This is a genomic window from Nostoc sp. C057, assembly GCF_013393925.1.
Lineage (GTDB): Bacteria > Cyanobacteriota > Cyanobacteriia > Cyanobacteriales > Nostocaceae > Nostoc > Nostoc muscorum_A.
Genome location: NZ_CP040281.1, coordinates 7200326 through 7218166 on the forward strand (window position 1 = coordinate 7200326; position 17841 = coordinate 7218166).

The 17841-nt window shown below is 41.6% G+C and carries 18 protein-coding genes; 10 read left to right on the top strand and 8 right to left on the bottom strand.

Going from position 1 to position 17841, the window contains the following annotated elements; genetic code table 11:
• Positions 1 to 38 precede the first annotated feature (38 nt).
• Entirely contained in the window at positions 39 to 218 is a 180-nt protein-coding gene (locus FD724_RS30460; protein ID WP_069071239.1) for a high light inducible protein, read from the bottom strand.
• A gap of 185 nt (positions 219 to 403) precedes the next feature.
• Complete coding sequence (locus FD724_RS30465) at positions 404 to 1132, bottom strand: cytochrome b/b6 domain-containing protein (RefSeq protein ID WP_179075195.1); 729 nt, start codon at positions 1130 to 1132, stop codon at positions 404 to 406.
• A 366-nt stretch (positions 1133 to 1498) separates the two neighbouring features.
• Here FD724_RS30465 and FD724_RS30470 point away from each other — a divergent pair, with 366 nt between their 5' ends.
• Both FD724_RS30470 and trpD read left to right on the top strand, forming a co-directional pair.
• A complete protein-coding gene (locus tag FD724_RS30470) occupies positions 1499 to 2380 on the top strand; it encodes a DNA adenine methylase (RefSeq protein ID WP_179075196.1) in 882 nt (293 codons plus the stop codon).
• Positions 2381 to 2461: 81 nt separating this feature from the next.
• Positions 2462 to 3529, top strand: coding sequence for an anthranilate phosphoribosyltransferase (gene trpD, locus FD724_RS30475; RefSeq protein ID WP_179075197.1), 1068 nt, complete (start codon positions 2462 to 2464; stop codon positions 3527 to 3529).
• Here trpD and FD724_RS30480 read toward each other — a convergent pair.
• Positions 3459 to 4499 carry a TIGR02281 family clan AA aspartic protease gene (locus FD724_RS30480; protein ID WP_179075198.1) on the bottom strand — a complete coding sequence of 347 codons (1041 nt, stop codon included), beginning with the start codon at positions 4497 to 4499 and terminating at the stop codon, positions 3459 to 3461. The two genes, trpD and FD724_RS30480, sit on opposite strands and share 71 nt — an antisense overlap.
• Positions 4500 to 4744: 245 nt before the next feature.
• Here FD724_RS30480 and carA point away from each other — a divergent pair, with 245 nt between their 5' ends.
• The 5 genes from carA to FD724_RS30505 all read left to right on the top strand — a co-directional run bounded on the left by carA (position 4745) and on the right by FD724_RS30505 (position 9048).
• Complete coding sequence (gene carA / locus FD724_RS30485; RefSeq protein ID WP_012407939.1) at positions 4745 to 5911, top strand: glutamine-hydrolyzing carbamoyl-phosphate synthase small subunit; 1167 nt, start codon at positions 4745 to 4747, stop codon at positions 5909 to 5911.
• 142 nt (positions 5912 to 6053) lie between these two features.
• Positions 6054 to 6419 (top strand): STAS domain-containing protein, encoded by a 366-nt coding sequence (locus FD724_RS30490; protein WP_083782327.1) that lies wholly within the window; start codon positions 6054 to 6056, stop codon positions 6417 to 6419.
• A 579-nt stretch (positions 6420 to 6998) separates the two neighbouring features.
• Positions 6999 to 7478, top strand: a complete 480-nt coding sequence (locus FD724_RS30495) for a Mini-ribonuclease 3 (protein WP_179075199.1) — start codon at positions 6999 to 7001, stop codon at positions 7476 to 7478.
• Positions 7479 to 7573: 95 nt separating this feature from the next.
• Positions 7574 to 8659 (top strand): 23S rRNA (guanosine(2251)-2'-O)-methyltransferase RlmB, encoded by a 1086-nt coding sequence (gene rlmB, locus FD724_RS30500; protein ID WP_179075200.1) that lies wholly within the window; start codon positions 7574 to 7576, stop codon positions 8657 to 8659.
• A gap of 86 nt (positions 8660 to 8745) precedes the next feature.
• Complete coding sequence (locus tag FD724_RS30505; protein ID WP_114083179.1) at positions 8746 to 9048, top strand: DUF1816 domain-containing protein; 303 nt, start codon at positions 8746 to 8748, stop codon at positions 9046 to 9048.
• 134 nt (positions 9049 to 9182) lie between these two features.
• Here FD724_RS30505 and FD724_RS30510 read toward each other — a convergent pair whose 3' ends face one another.
• Both FD724_RS30510 and truB read right to left on the bottom strand, forming a co-directional pair.
• On the bottom strand, positions 9183 to 10031 hold the full coding sequence (locus FD724_RS30510; RefSeq protein ID WP_179075201.1) for an alpha/beta fold hydrolase: 849 nt from the start codon (positions 10029 to 10031) through the stop codon (positions 9183 to 9185).
• Between the two features lie 161 nt (positions 10032 to 10192).
• Positions 10193 to 11077 (bottom strand): tRNA pseudouridine(55) synthase TruB, encoded by an 885-nt coding sequence (truB, locus tag FD724_RS30515; protein ID WP_179075202.1) that lies wholly within the window; start codon positions 11075 to 11077, stop codon positions 10193 to 10195.
• Positions 11078 to 11346: 269 nt separating this feature from the next.
• On the opposite strand from truB, the gene FD724_RS30520 reads away from it, so the two are divergent.
• Entirely contained in the window at positions 11347 to 11859 is a 513-nt protein-coding gene (locus FD724_RS30520; RefSeq protein WP_179075203.1) for a hypothetical protein, read from the top strand.
• A 70-nt stretch (positions 11860 to 11929) separates the two neighbouring features.
• Here FD724_RS30520 and FD724_RS30525 read toward each other — a convergent pair whose 3' ends face one another.
• From FD724_RS30525 to FD724_RS30535, 3 genes are all read right to left on the bottom strand, one after another.
• Complete coding sequence (locus FD724_RS30525; protein WP_179075204.1) at positions 11930 to 13681, bottom strand: ATP-binding protein; 1752 nt, start codon at positions 13679 to 13681, stop codon at positions 11930 to 11932.
• A gap of 279 nt (positions 13682 to 13960) precedes the next feature.
• Positions 13961 to 14434, bottom strand: a complete 474-nt coding sequence (locus FD724_RS30530; RefSeq protein WP_114083184.1) for a response regulator — start codon at positions 14432 to 14434, stop codon at positions 13961 to 13963.
• Positions 14435 to 14486: 52 nt separating this feature from the next.
• Positions 14487 to 16829 carry an ATP-binding protein gene (locus FD724_RS30535; RefSeq protein WP_179075205.1) on the bottom strand — a complete coding sequence of 781 codons (2343 nt, stop codon included), beginning with the start codon at positions 16827 to 16829 and terminating at the stop codon, positions 14487 to 14489.
• 308 nt (positions 16830 to 17137) lie between these two features.
• Between FD724_RS30535 and FD724_RS30540 the strand changes: the two genes are divergently transcribed.
• Together FD724_RS30540 and FD724_RS30545 are read left to right on the top strand one after the other, a co-directional pair.
• A complete protein-coding gene (locus FD724_RS30540) occupies positions 17138 to 17380 on the top strand; it encodes an AbrB/MazE/SpoVT family DNA-binding domain-containing protein (RefSeq protein ID WP_114083185.1) in 243 nt (80 codons plus the stop codon).
• Positions 17374 to 17817, top strand: a complete 444-nt coding sequence (locus FD724_RS30545; protein WP_179075206.1) for a type II toxin-antitoxin system PemK/MazF family toxin — start codon at positions 17374 to 17376, stop codon at positions 17815 to 17817. Before FD724_RS30540 ends, FD724_RS30545 begins: the two co-directional genes overlap by 7 nt.
• Positions 17818 to 17841 lie beyond the last annotated feature (24 nt).

Here is a 17841-nt window from a genome sequence, read left to right on the forward strand (position 1 = left end):
CTTGCCTCATAATCTAATGAAGGTAAAAACGTTTAAATCTAAAGGATGCCCCAGAAGTGTAAAATCCCCTGACCAGAAAATACTTCAAGTGCAACAGCAGATAAAAAACCAATCATTGCAAAACGACCGTTCCAGTTTTCGCTCTGAGGAGTGAAGCCCCAGCGCAAAGCATTAGGATCTTCTGAAACTGAAGGCGTAGTCTTCTTAACATCTGCCATAAATAATACTCCGAGCTTTATGTTGTAACAGTTATAACTGCATGTAAAGTAATGTAACAGATTTTTACGAGAATGCAACATAAACTCGATATAAAATTCAGTAATATATATTACGGGTGCGTAATTTTGTGTTAGTAGATTTGCGATCGCCTACAGTGGCAAGCTACGCACCAACAGCCAATTAACTATGACTCACTACCGGGAAAAAATATAGGTAAGACAAACGCTGTCAGAATTCCACCCAGCACAATCACCTCAATAATTCTGAGGTAAAAATTGTTTTGCATAAAATTATTCATTACCGCACCAAAGTTAGCCTGTAAGCTAGTCAACCAACCACGGAAACGACTAGACCATTTAGCAGGGCTATCTTCTGGGCGAAACTTCCACAAAAACATTGAGAGTAACAACGGCGCACCACCGACCTTGGTAGACATCAAAACATGAATCGCCACACAGCAAACCATCACAACCCAGCCACTAAGGTGAAGGGAGTACCAAATATGATCTAGCTGCCCTGCTGGAAGCCATTCTTCCTTCATCATCCTGCCAGAGTTCACAGCCAAAATAGCGGCGATGAGCATGAGAGTATTTGATAGACGTTGCAAGCTAACCCACCAAATCGGCTTGCCAACCTGGGTTAGTTGCTGCAAAGAATCAGATTGAAGCAAACGCTTTTGTCCAGCATGAAAGCTATAGAGGGCAAAAGCAGGGAGAATAAGCAAGAAAAATAATGCAAAAGTGCCGTGAATACCCTGAATATCCCCAATTTGAGGAAATGGTATTTTACCAAATCGGCGATCGTATGTGTTGTAAACCAAAAACCCGGTAATGATTGCCGCGATAACTAAAATTCCACTTAAGCCGTGAAGAATTCGCAACAAAAAAGGTTGATAGGGCGCAGAACGGGACATAACATTAATCCTTAGTAGCTTACTTCAAAAAATTGTAACCAGTAAGGAGGAAATTAAGTCTTGCTTGATAATTTATATGCTTTAATAGCCAATACTGAACTAAATTATCACAAAGATAAATATTGATACAAGTTTAAAAATATGCCAGAAGTTCTGCATTTTACAGAATTTCTCAAGGTAGTGATATATAAAATTCATGTTCCAGATGTATCAGCAGAAAAACTAGAATATTTTTTGGAAGTTAATATTTAAATTTTTAATAAGCTTCAAAAAGTAATTATCAAAAAATTGGCTTTAGAAGCTCAAAATAATCAGAAACTTAAAATAGAAGTATCCAGTAATTTTTAAATATTATAATTTTTGGTTATGATCAAAAGTCCTCTGCGATATCCTGGTGGTAAGTCAAAAGCAATAAATCAGATAGCTGAATACTTACCAGAGAGCTTTTCGGAATTTCGAGAGCCTTTTGTGGGTGGTGGCTCTGTATTTATTTATTTAAGACAAAAGTTTCCTGATATCAAGATTTGGATTAACGATTTAAACCGCGAACTCTTTTTATTCTGGAAATTTGCCCAATCTGATATAGCTCAGTTAGTTAAAGAAATTCGGCATATTAAAGTCAAATATAGAGATGGGAAATTACTCTTTACAGAATTAGCTAGTGTAGATGTCAATAGTTTATCTGATTTAGAAAGAGCAGTTCGGTTTTTTGTACTCAATAGAATTACCTTTTCAGGAACTGTAGAATCAGGTGGTTTTTCCCAAGAAGCTTTTCATAAAAGATTTACTGATTCTTCAATAGAACGGCTAGAGAAGTTAGAAAGTATTTTGTCAGAAAATGTCCAAATTACTAATTTGGATTACAGCCACTTATTAAAATCAGAAGGGGAAGACATATTTTTATTTTTAGATCCACCATATTTTAGTGCTACAAAATCAAAGCTATATGGTAAAGACGGTGACTTGCACACTTCTTTTGAACATCAGAGATTTGCTAACCTTTTGCAACAATGTCATCATAACTGGCTAATTACCTATGACAACTCAACGCAAATTCTAGAAAATTTCCAATGGGCTAATATCTCAGAGTGGGAATTACAGTATGGCATGAATAACTATAAGCAGAGTGGTGCGGCTAAAGGAAAAGAGTTATTCATTACTAACTACGAAGTTAAACTTGATTTGGAAAAAAAATCACAAGTTCAGAATCTTGGTAATCCAGCTTTGCAATTAAGCCTTGAGATTTAAACCTAACTTTGATAGGCTTCCAATTTTCCGGTAGGATAACCCCATAGCTCTCAATATAGCTACAACATACAAACCTTAGCTATGATAACTTCCCCAATCCCTGCTCAAGAATCCTCTGCTAGCTGGTATGTCCTGCTGCAACAATTAATAGATGGCCAATCCTTGTCTCGTACTCAAGCTGCTGAATTGATGCAAGGTTGGCTCAGTGAAGCGGTTCCCCCAGAGTTATCAGGGGCTATTTTAACAGCGCTGAACTTTAGAGGCATTTCTGCCGATGAATTGACTGGTATGGCTGAAGTCTTACAATCTCAATCTTCCCCACTCAATACTCACCATTCATCGCTCACCACTGTAATAGATACTTGTGGTACTGGTGGAGATGGTTCATCAACCTTTAATATTTCTACAGCCGTTGCTTTTGTTGCCGCAGCATCTGGCGTACCAGTCGCCAAACACGGCAATCGTTCAGCTTCAAGTCTCACGGGGAGCGCAGATGTATTGGAAGCCTTGGGTGTAAACTTGAGCGCATCCAGTGACAAGGTGCAAGCCGCATTACAAGAGGTGGGGATCACTTTCTTGTTTGCACCTGGTTGGCATCCAGCACTTAAAGCGGTTGCCCAATTGCGGCGAACTCTCAGGGTAAGAACGGTGTTTAATTTGCTGGGGCCGTTAGTAAATCCTTTGCGTCCAACTGGGCAAGTTGTGGGGCTATTTACTCCCAAACTTTTGACGACTGTTGCCCAAGCATTAAACAATTTAGGCAAGGAAAAGGCGATCGTTTTGCACGGGCGAGAAAAACTTGATGAGGCTGGGTTAGGAGATGAAACTGACTTAGCGGTTTTATCAGATGGAGAAGTGCAGGTAACTACCATTAATCCCCTAGATTTGGATCTAACACCTGCCCCCATAGGTATGCTTCGGGGTGGCGATGTCCAAGAAAATGCAGTAATTCTCAAGGCGGTATTGCAAGGTAAGGGAACTCAGGCACAACAAGATGCTGTTGCCTTAAATGCATCGTTGGCGCTGCAAGTAGCAGGTACGATCGCACTCCTCGACCACGCCCAAGGGATTAAAATCGCTAAGGATATCCTACAAAGCGGGGCAGCTTGGACGAAGTTGGAGCAGTTAGTTGAGTTTCTGGGGAATTAATTTGCGATCGCGATTGCGGGCGAAATTCTACGACATTACGCTTGATGGTGACATCGTAGTTGCCAAAAAAGTCATGGCCTAAAAGTCCAGTTTCTAGTTCCGCACCTGCGATCGCTACTGGTACTTTATTCACTATTACTCCACCAAGTGCCATCGAATTAACATAGCCCACAGGGAATTCTACAGCCCTAGAACTAGCGGTATTTGCCTTAGCTTTCCCTACTGTCACGACTCCCAAAGCATTAGCCATCTCTTGGGTGATGACAGTGCCACTGGCTCCCGTATCCACAATCATCTCAAATTGTCGCTGTCCATTGAAAGTGACTTCGACAATCGGCGTTCCACCAATTCGCCTTTTAATCGGCGCTGTAAATACTTCCTGATCTGGAATCACCACTGCTGATGAGGGCAAACCTGGCTCTATTGGTAACGGCTTTGTTTCTTGTGGAGGCGAGGTATACTTTGGTGTAATTGTTGTTTGGGGAACCACAACCACTATCCTCTTCGGTTCGGCAAGACGCACAGGGCGAGGAGTAGCTTGTTGTTGGGCATATTTAATTTGGCGGCGATATTCAGTAATTTTGGTTTGAGCGATCGCAAATTCTGGGCTTTGTCGTCGGACTCTTTGCATCAGCGCGATCGCATCCTGGTACTGATTCGCCACCAAAATCCAATCACCTGGAGATTGAGCAGAACGGCTGATACTCCAAGCGCCAACCGCTTTGTCTAGCCCCTGTTCAAAAAGACTTGGTTCGCTTTCAGACGGCTCTAGCGACTGTACTTCTGGGGTAACTGCTGGTGTTGGTGATTCAACGGCAGGTTTTACTGATGCCAAATCCCCAATTGGCGCGGGTTGCTCATTGCCACCAGTCACAGTGTTCCGTTTGTCTTCACTACAGGCAACACACAAAACCGCAAGAGCGCTTGATACTAAAATTAGGGTTGCACGGGATAAAAAAGACTGAAGCATAATTAATTTTAACCACCCAAGCTTTGTCAAATCCACTCCCGCCACTTTAAATTCCCACTTTAATTTTAATTAACTATCCAAAAAACTCCTAATTGCTCAACTCATGGGATAATTAACAATCGCAGTATTGAAGAATAGGTAATGGGAAATGGGGAATAGCCAATGGGGAAGAGTTTAGTACCAGCCCAATCCCCAATTCCCAATTCCCAATTCCCAATTTCCAATTCCCAATTCCCCAATTTACTATGCCCCTGACTGACGCAATACCTGCTTTACTTGTCTTGGCAGATGGAACTACTTATCGCGGTTGGTCTTTCGGTGCGACGGGAACCGCGATCGGAGAAGTGGTGTTTAACACTGGCATGACCGGATATCAAGAAGTTCTGACTGACCCTAGTTACTGCGGTCAAATTGTCATTTTTACCTATCCTGAATTAGGCAATACTGGTATCAATCTTGAAGATGAAGAATCAGATGGTCCCCAAGTGCGGGGTGCGATCGCCCGAAATATTTGTCAAAGACCAAGTAACTGGCGATCGACACAATCCTTACCAGACTACCTCAAACAAAATCAAGTACCAGGGATCTACGGCATCGATACCCGCGCCCTCACTCGCAAAATTCGGATGTTTGGAGCCATGAACGGCGGCATTTCCACAACCATTCTTGATGAGGCGGAATTGCTAGAACAGGTACAGGCAGCTCCCAACATGGCGGGATTGAATCTGGTTCGAGAAGTCACCACATCAACGGCTTATGAATGGTCAGATCCCACAATTCCAGCTTGGGAATTCAACTGTGAGGCTGCGGAAAATCTTGGAGAAGCCTTTACCGTTGTTGCCCTTGACTTTGGCGTAAAACGCAACATTTTGCGTCGCTTAGTAAGTTACGGTTGTCGGGTAATTGTTGTGCCTGCTGATACGCCACCAGAAGAAATCCTCAATTACAATCCAGATGGTGTGTTTCTTTCTAATGGGCCGGGCGACCCGGCTGCCGTCACTGGAGGGATTGCAACTGCCAAAGCGCTTTTGTTAAGTCAAAAACCCATCTTTGGTATTTGTATGGGGCATCAAATTTTAGGTCATGCGTTAGGGGCAGAAACCTATAAACTAAAATTTGGTCATCGTGGTTTAAATCAGCCTGCGGGTTTACAACAACGGGTAGAAATTACCAGCCAAAACCATAGTTTTGCTATTGACCCAGATTCTTTACCTACGGCAGTTGTGGAAATCAGCCATCTGAACTTAAACGATCGCACCATTGCCGGGGTACGTCACAAATCTCTACCTGTATTCTCTGTACAGTATCACCCAGAAGCCAGTCCTGGCCCACACGATGCCGATTACTTGTTTGAGCAATTTGTTCAAGCCATGCAAGCAGCACGTCAAGCCGCAACAGCCGAGGTTAAGTAAAAATAGGGAATGGGTACTAGCTAGGGACTAAGAAAAAGTTTTTCAATGCCCAATGCCCAATACCCAATGCCCCAAAAGATTGTAGACAACATGCTCAAAAACCATCTATACTTGAGCGTTCACTTTAACTCATGAGGAGGGAATTATTGCTGAGCCACTGAATCTAACCGTTAGCCTGAGGGGTACTCGTGAAGTCCGGGATAACTGCCAGCTATTCCGCCTCACAGGTTTGTTAGATGCCTTTTCTGAACCCACATTTCGCAAAGTGCTTGGCAGCAAGATTGAAGAGGGCCCTAAGCACATTATTTTGGATCTCTCACAAATCGACTTTATTGATAGCTCTGGCTTGGGCGCTCTGGTGCAGCTAGCCAAGCAGGCTCAAACTGCTGAAGGCACTTTGCAAATTGTCACGAATGCCCGCGTAACTCAAACGGTCAAGCTTGTTCGTCTAGAGAAGTTTCTCTCCCTGCAAAAATCAGTTGAAGAAGCTCTAGAAAACGTCAAGTAGTCTTGGTTGCTTGAACCGAGAGACTAATTCAGCTATCCAGATTCAATATCGGGTAGCTTAATTTTTAAAACTTCTGGCAGAAAACCTCTCTCCTTGTGGGAGAGGCAATAAGCCAGTTGCGCTATTATCTTTAAAGTAGAGCAATCAAAAAAATATATATACCAAGTGATTGCTGTGTAATCGCTTACTAGAACATTCGGATAAATAACCAAGTCTGAAAAAGTTGTAAAAAATACAAATTTAGCAGATTTGTCTATAGATAAACTTGACTTGATACTGTATAGTTAAAAATTGTCACTTACTAAGTAAGCATAGCAATGCTATCTAGTAACGGGGTGTATTTGATGTTCAGATTTTACCCTATCTTAGACACAGACTACAAGAAGTAGGCGAAATTTGGTTTACAAGGCGTTGACATCAGGGTAATTTTAAATGCCAACTCTCAATCAAAAAGATGAAATTAAAAAGTAACTTTGATAGTATTGATTATGCTAAGTATACTATCATGGCATACTTCAAAAAAATCAGTCTTTGCGAAGAATGCCTGCCAAATCTAGCCCGTCAAGGAATGATTTATTTGTGAAGTCACAGGAGGAAGAGCTATTAGATGGACAAGATCAAACTCCCAAGCAGAGTTTATCTTGGACTGAAGCACTCTTGGCAACCACAGGGCCATTCCAACAGATTTCCCTCTCACAAGTGCAACAAATTTCTCCTACTGCTTTAGCATATTTGGGGGATGCAATTTATGAGTTGTATGTTAGAATGTTCTATCTGCTGCCATTGCAGCGGTCGGGAATTTACCATAGTCTGGTAGTGGAGCAGGTAAGAGCAGAAACACAAGCGCTACATTTGCGATCGCTAACTCCTCATCTGAGGGACACCGAATTAGAAATTGTCCGACGGGGTAGAAATGCCGCTACAGGCCGCCCTAAGCGACTTAATCCCGAAATTTATCAACAGGCAACTAGTCTAGAAACCCTAATAGGCTATTTATATCTCACAGATTACCAGCGTCTAACCGAACTGTTGCAAATGCTTCATGTAGAAAAAGGGTGAAAACTCAATTTCACAACAATAGGTACAGCAGTAGATTAGGTTCCAGAAACTCCGGTAATCGGTATGTTCAACCATAAGCTATATCCATAAATCAAATGCAGAATAAACCGAGAAAAATCATCAACAACACTTCTACCGGCGAACCCAATCGTGGTAAACCTATAAAAATTAAGGGTAAGCGTGTTGTTAGTAATCCCACGCGCAACCCCCGGAAAATAGATAGTAACCCTACCTCTGTTGCTAATCCCACTCGTAATCCCCGGAAAATAGATAGCAACACCATTTCTGTTGCTCCCATTCGCAATCCCCGGAAAATAGATAGCAACCCCATTTCTGGCAATTCTCGACAACGAAATAGCAGCTTCTCTCAGCCGCCTGTATCTACACAACCGATAGAAGAAGATAACGATCTCATCTACGGTCGTCATCCAGTATTGAGTGCGTTGCAAAATCAACGCAATCTTAACCGCATCTGGATTACTACCCGTCTGCGGTACGATCCCAGCTTTCACCATTTTCTGCTGCAAGCTAAGGAAAATGGCACCGTTATTGATGAGGTTGAACCCAAGCGCTTAGACTATCTTACCAATGGGGCTAATCATCAAGGTGTGGCAGCACAAACTGCTCCCTACGGCTATATCGAATTGGCCGACCTCATTGAACAGTCTAAATCTGTAACCGATCCCGTTATTGTAGTGGCTGACGGAATTACTGATCCCCACAACTTAGGAGCAATTATTCGCACCGCCGAAGCAATAGGCGCTCAAGGATTGGTAATTCCCCAAAGACGAGCATCTGGGATCACTTCCACTGTCATGAAAGTAGCAGCAGGCGCTTTAGAAAACTTTACTGTATCTAGAGTTGTTAACCTCAGCCGTGCCTTAGAAGAATTAAAAGAAGCTGGCTTTTGGATTTATGGTACTGCTGCAAGTGGAAGCGAACCCGTGCATACTGTAAATTTCAAAGGCCCAATCGTTTTGGTAATCGGTTCAGAAGGCGAAGGTCTGGGTATGTTGACTCAACGTTCCTGTGATTTCTTGGTATCGATTCCTCTACAAGGTAAGACTCCCAGCCTGAATGCTTCTGTAGCAGCAGGGATGGCGCTTTATGAAATTTATCGTCAGCGATCGCTAAATACGCTGTACTTAGATAAGTTACAAAAAATTTCTTTGAAAAAATAACAGTAACAGAGTATAAAGAAATGTAAAAGATAATAAAGCACCATATCGTTTAACACCCTGTAGACGTTTATAAATCGGCGAAAAACATGAAAACCCTTTGGCATAACCTCAAGGAAGTGTTGATTAACACATTCGACTCCATCGGCCTGGCTTGGTGGGTAGAGATTGTGACGCAAAATCCCCGGTGTACTTACTACTTTGGGCCATTTCTGACTTCTTCTGATGCAAAATTTTCAAGCATTGGATACATAGAAGATTTAGAAGTCGAAGGAGCTACGGGAATTACTGTGCGTGTCAAACGTTGCAAACCTAATACCTTAACAATTGCTGAAGACTTGGGGGAAAGATTTGACCGCAAAGTACAGCCTGCCTTTGGCGGTCAGATTTAAGTTAGGCGAAAATTAAGATAATTCGTAATTCGTAATTCGTAATTCGTAATTCGTAATGGGCTTCTCTACGAGACGCTAACTTAATTTCGAGTTCTAATTGCGAATTATGTGGTTCAGAGGTAAAAACTCTGGGACTATTGAATACCAATTACCTGCGGATGTTCTTCCAGCCAATGGTCAATGTCATTCAGCACCTGCTGGGGGACTTCCCACGGGAAAAGATGGGCGGTATTTGAATAGCACTGCCACTGAGAATTTTGGAGGTGTTGAGCAGTTTCTAGGCTCGAATCAGATGTGATGTGGCGGTCTTGATCGCCAGCAAGTACCAAACTAGGACATTGTATTTGTGGCAAATCTGGAAGCCGATTGTATCCCGATTGAATGGCGCTATAGAGGGCACGAGTAGCAGCAGGAGAGGTTTGCAGATAAGCTGGTACTGCTTCTTTGGCGATATAGTTGTAAGTTGTGGATGTATGTTGTTGAACTAAGTAGCGGAAAAGCGATCGCTTGCCAAAAGTTTCAATATTCCATCGCCAACTCGGTTTTATATAGTTTAATAGACCAGCAATGCCAGTATATAAATTATCCTGCCAACTTATGGTCGGATGACTACCACGGGGTTTTGCAGCTGTCGCTACTAAAATCAGCCCAGTAACGCGCTCTGGTAAACGCAATGCCAGTTCCATTGCCAGAATGCCCCCAAGTGACCATCCCAATACTAGGCATTTGTCAATATTTAAGCGGTCTAGCAGCACTTCTAAATCAGTTAAATGGTCATTCATAGCAAAATTGCCATTCCACCGACTTTTGCCATATCCGCGTAAATCAGGGGCAATAGTTTGATAGCGTTTTGATAAATGATTGGTGAAGACAGAAAGACTACGACCAGTACCAGGATGACCATGTAAGCCCAAAATGGGGAATCCTTGACCTTGGATGTAAACATTGAGACGTGCAGCAGTGGTAGGATAGCGATCGCTCATTACTTGCCATTCTCCCGTCTAGCGAACACAGCGATCGCTTCAGTCCTTTGTGCTGTCCGCTCTATAATCACCTCAATCTGGCCTAACCTTTCTTGCATAGTAGTTCGTTATATTATTCTTCTTGACAAATGACAAATGACAAATGACCAATAACTAAGATATTAAGAAATTGGTTCAAAAACCATTTGAGGGATCAACACTTCGTCTTGTAATTGCCCAATACCTAAAAAGCGAGTCTCTTCATCATAAACTCGCACTATTGTAGGGACATCAAAAGTTAGAGAAATTCGCTGACCTTGACACCACTTTTGAGCAGATGTTGCTGGTAAAGTAACAGATGATAGATGTTGTAAAGCTGCATCTGGACAAACGGGTTGAAATATTCCAGCTTGTAGTTGTGCTTCTAAATCAGTCAATGTAAGACTATCGGTTAAATTAAAACCACTACTTTCTGTACGGATTAAAGCCGCCAGAGTGCCACCAGTTTCTAAGTTTGCACCCAAGTCACGAGCGATCGCTCTAATATATGTACCAGAACCGCAAGCGATCGCCACATCCAATTCTGGGAAATCTCCTTCTCTCCAGTCCAAAATATCTATCCGAAAAACTTCCACTGTTCGCACTGGAACTTCTACTGTTTTCCCTTGGCGTGCTAAATCGTAGAGACGCTTACCATCCACTTGGATTGCACTGTAAATAGGTGGTATTTGCTCAATCTTGCCTTCAAATTGTGCTAATGCACTTTTCACTTCTGCCAAACTCAATCCAGCACAAGGTTGAGAAGTGATGATTTCACCTTGCAAATCATCGGTTGTGGTACGCACACCCAGGCGAATAGTAGCTTTGTAAGCTTTGTTTTCTGGCAGATATTGCAATAATCTTGTGGCTTTACCAAGGGCAATTGGTAAAACCCCTGTTGCGGCTGGATCTAAGGTTCCCGCATGTCCGACACGTTTGAGGCGCAACAATTTTCGCACCCGCGCTACACAGTCGTGGGAAGTCCAGTCAAATGGTTTGTTTAAGTTGAGAAAACCTTGAAATAACACAAAATCAATACTTACAGCTTCTAAACTCTATTAAATACTTATTTAAGGCTCAAAGCATTAATATTTGGTAATTAAAGCTTTCTCAAGCATTAATTTATACACATTAATCACCTTCAAGATATCCTGTAAGCACTTTACCGAAAAATACACACAAAATGCAGATAACGCCGAGTATGTACAGTAAATACCACATTGTCACTTATAAGTGACAACACATAAAATACTTTTACCAAAATAATCATCGATAGGGTTTTATAAACATAAATTAAATGAAAAAAGCAATTTTCACTACTACAATGTTAATTCTTTCTTCTATGTTGATTGCAAGTTGCGGTGATGGCAATAGTACTTCTCAACCAAATAAAGTTAATCAAGCAAATACTGCAACAACTACTCCAGCTAATTCTGAATCTATTTCTGCAAATAAAGAAAAGCTAAATAACATCGAAGTTGGTAAAACAGCTAGTAATCCAACATCAAATGAAAAAACACCTATTAAAAATAACAAAACTAATGAAATTCCTCACAATAACCCGATATTGGGTACTATCAAAGATATGCAGAATGGAGACTTAAAATGCTACGTTAGTGTTGTTGATGAAAAAGGTAAATTATATGAAGGTGTCGGGGCAAGATTTGAGGTTTGCGAACCAGAGAAATACGTCAATAAAAAAGTAAAGATGTCTTATGGGCTAGAGAATGTCAGTGATTGCCAAAGTTCTGAGCCTTGCGGTAAAACAATCGAAGAATGGCTGATTACCAACATAGAAATTCAAGAGTAAAAATCACAATATTTGTTTTTAAAATTTTAATTAATACAGATAACCGATAAGTGCTATATACTTCTACAAATCAAGTTGATGATGGGGAAACTTGATCGATTGGGAATACCTTTGGTAAGCTGACTGTAACTTTAGTTCCTTGCCCCACTTCACTAAATAAGGTGATATTGCCACCATGTAATTCTACACAACCTTTAGCGATCGCCAATCCTAAACCCGTGCCAGGAATTGTATCAACGTTACTTCCACGACAGAAGGATTGAAACAAATTTTCTTGATCTTTAATCGGGATACCAATTCCTCGATCTTGGATGTAAAAAATCACCTCTGATTCTTTACCGATCAGGTGGAACTCTACAGCACCTCCATCTGGAGAGTACTTAATTGCATTAGACATTAAGTTAATAAAAATTTGCTGCAACAGTCCCCGATCGCCCCAAAAGCCTTGGGTATGCCCAGTAATTTGAAAAATTAATTCGTGGCGATCGCCTGTTGTTTCTCGCTCTTGTTCTATAAGATCAGAAAAAAATTGCAGCAAATCTAGTGGGATTGGCTTAAATTTGGGTTTTTCTAGTTCAAATTGGTTAACCAGAAGCATATTATCAACAAGTTTGGACATATACCTTGTTTTCTGTTCAATAATTCCTAAAAACCTTTGTTGTTTAGACTCATCCAGTTGCTGACTATATTTTGCCAAAGTTGATGCAGCCGCCAGAATTGAAGTTAGCGGCGTTCGATATTCATGAGAAACTGTTGCAATAATTTGGGATTTAAATACATTGAGTTGCTTTTCTTTCGCAAGGGCTGCTTGAGTTTGGGCTAGCAATTCAGCTTGTTGGATAGCGATCGCTAATTGTACCGAAACTTCATTGAGCATTTGGGCATCATCAGTTTGCCACTGTCGTTCTCCAGAATTTTGGTGAGCAATCAACAAACCCCAAAGCTTGGGAGTTGGGTTCCCATTGTTACTCAAATTAATGGGAACTACTAGATTTGCATTAGTATTAAATTCCTCTTTCAGGCTGACACAATTACACAACCCAAGCTCATAAATATAAGGGATTGGGGATTGGGAATTGGACACAAGAGGCAGAGGGGCAGGGTGCAGGGTGCAAGGGGGAGAATGAGTAATTAATTTACCTTTTTCCTTCCTCTGATCCCTGCCCCCTGCTTCCTGCTCCCCTGCTTCTTGCCCAGGCGCGACGCGATCGCACAATACAGTGCGGAATGACTCAACTGATGAGGCAACTATTTTACCGTCAGTATCTGGGGTGAACTGATATACCATCACGCGATCGCACTTTAGAAGTTGCTGTACCTCTGCTACAGCTGTATTCAAAATTTGCTCTAGGTTAAGAGACTGGCGAATTCGTAAAGCAGTTGTAGCAATTAAGCGCTGTCTTTCCTGAGTTTTGCTGAGTTGGGCTTGCAAGTATGATTGCTTAATAGCGTTTCGGACTGCTAATTGCAGTACATCCTGTGTCAGATTATGCTTCACCAAATAATCCAGCGCACCCCGTTTCATGACTTGCACAGCCACTTCTTCATCGCCTCGCCCTGTCAACATAATCACAGGGACAGAAGTCTTAAATATCTCCTGCTGCATTTGATCGAAGAGTTCTATCCCACTCATATCAGGTAGGCAAAAATCCAGCAGAATGGCATCGCAGCGGATTTTCTGGCACAAAGCAAGTCCTTCTTCTGCACAGTCTGCCTCAAATATCTGGTAGGACTGGTGCGGATCTTTCAACAGATATCGGCGATAGATTTTCCGATCTGCTGCACAATCATCAATGATGAGTAGCGTCCATGTATCCAACATATACAAGTATGAGGATCGGGGAACTATGTAGATCCCTTTTATCCAGATTGGTTTTTATTGCATAATTCTAAAAATAATATAAAATAAGTATAAATAAAATCTAAATTCTTTAGTAATCCTAAAGAAACATCAAATACTCGAAAAACAGAAAAATGGGGAAAAGGAATCTAGCAGAGACAAACAGACACAGTGACTCAAAGAAGGAAATGTCTCTGTGCCCTTTGAACCGTCTCCTTTATTATCCTTTCCCTACTGCCTCATCAACAGGCAATAAAAAAATTAATCCAAGACTGGCGGCATATTGGCTTCAAGCCAGTAATCCACAAATGCCTGGATCGTCTTTTTTAGTTCCTGAGCATCCATCGGCTTTACCAGATATCCATTTGCGCCCTTTTGGTAGCACAACTCAATATCCTTGGGGTTAGATGATGTGGTAAAAACAACGATGGGGATTTCCTTGAAACTCTTGTCTTGCTTGAGCCGATCTAAAATGTCACGGCCATCAATACCGGGCAAATTCAGATCGAGCAAGATCACAGAGGGTCGTAATGCTACTTTAGAGTTGGGTAAGTTTTCGCCTTTGCTATGGGCATCACTGTCCTGTTGATACAGGAACTCTAAAACCTCATCCCCATTAGTACAACGATGTATGGGGTTCTGGACGGACATGAGCCGCATCAGACGTTGTAGCATCCGAAAATCTTCATTGCTGTCCTCAACAACAAGCAGAGGTTCATGAAGTTTTTTTGTCATTCGTGGTCTTAAAAGAGCTTAACAAAAATATATATTTGGTTATTATCTTAAACTATTCCAGCGTGAAATAGAAAATAGAGCCAACACCTACGGTAGATTCAACCCAAATTTGGCCGTTATGAAGCTCAACAATCTTTTTAACAATAGCTAATCCTGCACCTGCTCCTCCACCGTACTTTTCCTGAGAGTGCAGCCGCTTGAATAATCTAAAGATAGTTTCTAAGTGATGCTGTGGGATGCCAATACCGTTATCTCGGATATAAAAGATTGGGCATGGGGCATTGGGGATTGGGGACTGGTAAATAATCGCTTCCCCTGCTCCCCCTGCTCCCTGCTCCCTGCTCCCTGCTCCCTGTCCCCTGCTCCCTGCTCCCTCTTCTTGAGAAAGGTAGCCAATCTCAACCCATTGCTCTGCTTTATCGTTGTATTTGAAGGCATTACCAAGGAGGTTACTGAAGACTTCATTAACGAGAACTCGATCGCACTGAATTGTTGGTAAAGGCCGAGGAATGCGAATATCCACAAGCCCACAGCCTTGGCGACTAGCATGAAAGACATTAATTACTTGGTTGAGCAATTCGTTGAGATCGGTTGCTTGCTCTCGGAGATGTGCTTGTCCTAACTGCGATAGTCGCAGCAAAGCATTAATCAGAGTTTCCATGCGTACAGATAAGGACACTACTGTTTGCAAGCACTCAATGCCGTCATCATCTAATACTTGGGCATAGTCTTCTAGCAGCACCGTCGAGAAGTTATAAATGCCCCGCAAAGGCTCTTTAAGATCGTGAGAAGCAGCGTAGGCAAAGGATGCTAGTTCTTGGTTACTGCGTTCTAACTCCAGGTTGATTTTCGCTAATTCATCCGCTTTCGAGAGGACAATACCAACGATCGCATTACTCAGAGCGATCGCACTTTCAAGTTCACACCCTTTCCAAGGTAAAGAAGTTAATCTAACCGTTTCTTGCCATTGTTCAAAAGATTTTCGGGGAGACAGGGTATAGCTACCATCTGTTTGAGCTTGAATGGATTCCTGTGGATTTCCTGCCCAGTGTACTGTTTGGATAACTTCAGGACGAAACCAAAGAATATAATAACGCCGGACTTTAGATATTCGCAGCAGCAATAAACCACTGGCAGTATCTTTAAATATGAGTGCTTCTGGATAAAGCTTCGGCAGAGAATCTGTAGAAAACAGGTTGTCACTAACTTGAGTATCTGCCCATTCAATTAACCCTCGCACCTGATCAATATTTGGTGTGGTTCCCACAAGGTTAATTTCATTATCCAGACAAACAGCCGCTCCAGAGGCACTGACAAAATCTAGCAAGCGGATTTCCGGTTTGATTAAGGCATCGATAAAGTTGTCTGCTTGGGAAATGGACTCAAGGAACTCAGACTGTAGCGATTTGAGTTTTACCTTATAGTCCCATTCCGAAGAACTAATTTTGTGCGCTAACTCTGAAGATACGATTTGTCCCAAAAATTCGCACATCTTGCGTACTTCGTAGGAAATATACTTTGGTGTTTGATGATGGCAAGATATTAATCCCCAAAGTTTCTGCTCTTGAATCAGCGAAATCACCAAAAGAGCCTTCACTCCCATATTTTGATGATATTCAGCACAACACCAATCAAAACTCCGTAGCACAGAGTAGCTTAAATCAAGATGCTGATGTGTTGTCGGATTTTGCGTTGGAACTAGCTGGACAGATTCGGCCGTCAAATCGGGAAGAAATCGCAGAAAGCATCGTGTGTATAACTCCCTAGCCTGCGCTGGAATATCCGTAGCGGGATAATGAAGTCCTAAATAAGGTGATAAATCTTCCCGTTTTACTTCTGCAACAACAGAACCCGCTTCCGACTCATCAAATTGATAGACCATTACCCGATCAAAACCGATGATTTTTTGGACTTCTTCAGCCACTAAGTGCAAAAATTCTATCAGGTTTGATGTGCTTTGCATTTTTGCGATCGCTTCACCTGCCAAAGCATGAAAGCCTAGAAAACTCACCTCAGATTTTGAGTCAGTCGGTTCTAACTCCAGAATCACAGCCTCTTCTGTACGATGAGCGATCGCATCAAAATCTCGTACCCCATCCGAAGTATTTATTGATACTTTAAAAGTATTGGGACTGCCAATTTTTTTTACCAAGCACTGCTTTACAGCTTCTACTTGTTGAGCTTTTAATAAATAGCTCAATGGTTTACCAAGCAAATCTTTTGGCTCTTTACCTACATAAGCTTGGGTATTGTTGCTAACTTGCAGTATCTCTAACTGAGTACTGAGTGCTAGTAGTACACCATGAGGTTGAATAGAGCCAGGTATATGAATAGGTTTGCGATCGTGGTTAGTCAGAGCAGTCGCTTGGGTAGTAGTATTTTTAGGCTGGCTCATAAATCAACTTATGTAAAGCTGAATTTTACAATAGCGCAATTAATTGTCACATTTCTTTAAAGTATATGCCGATAAGGATGAATGCGATCGTATATCATTTGTGCTTCTTACGGTTTTTTGAGGTAAGTAGGTAAGGGCAAATAATTAAAAGATCGGGTAGAGTATATTACCGCTTCCATAACGGACTGAAAATACAGATTATGGTATATTCAAAGTAGATACGCATAAGAGTCTAAAGTAGATGTGTCAAGCTCCGAAAGTTTTACGTTTGGGCGTGTAATTCTCTAAGAAAGTATTTAAAGGTAGCTATGACCACAGTTGTTGCTAAGTGGGGAAACAGTCTAGCTATTAGACTTCCGAAAGCTTTAGCTGAACAAGTTAATGTAAAAGAGGGAACAGACATAACTTTCAGCGTTTCAGGCAATAGTATTGTCATCACGCCGCAGCAGCGAAAAAAATATACGCTTGATGAATTATTGGAAGGTATGACTCCAGATAATTTCCATTCTGAAATAGATACCGGATCTGCTATGGGGAATGAAGTTTGGTAATTAAACCATACGTTCCAGATAGAGGCGATATTGTCAAGTTAGACTGTGGAACTACAACGCAAATTACGGCTGATTCTATCCGACGTGTATTAGCATTAAGAACATCAGGAATATCATTTGAAGATATTGCTAAAACACTTAGTGCAGAACTAAAACCTCAAGGGCGTGAGCAGATGGGCTATCGTCCTTTTTTAGTTATGTCGCCATTAAAATACAATCAAATGGCTTCCATAGTTCTAATTTGTCCAATTACTAATCAAAAAAAAGGTCTTAACTTTGAAGTTCCGCTTCCTGATGGAATGATAACCAGTGGCGTAGTGTTAGCCGATCAGATCAAATCACTAGACTGGAAAGTTAGAAAAGTTTTGTTTGTAGAGAGAGTTCAAGAGGATCTAATTGAAGAAGTGCAAGCAAGAATTGAACCTCTGATTTTATAAAGGTGCAAATAAACTCTACAGACG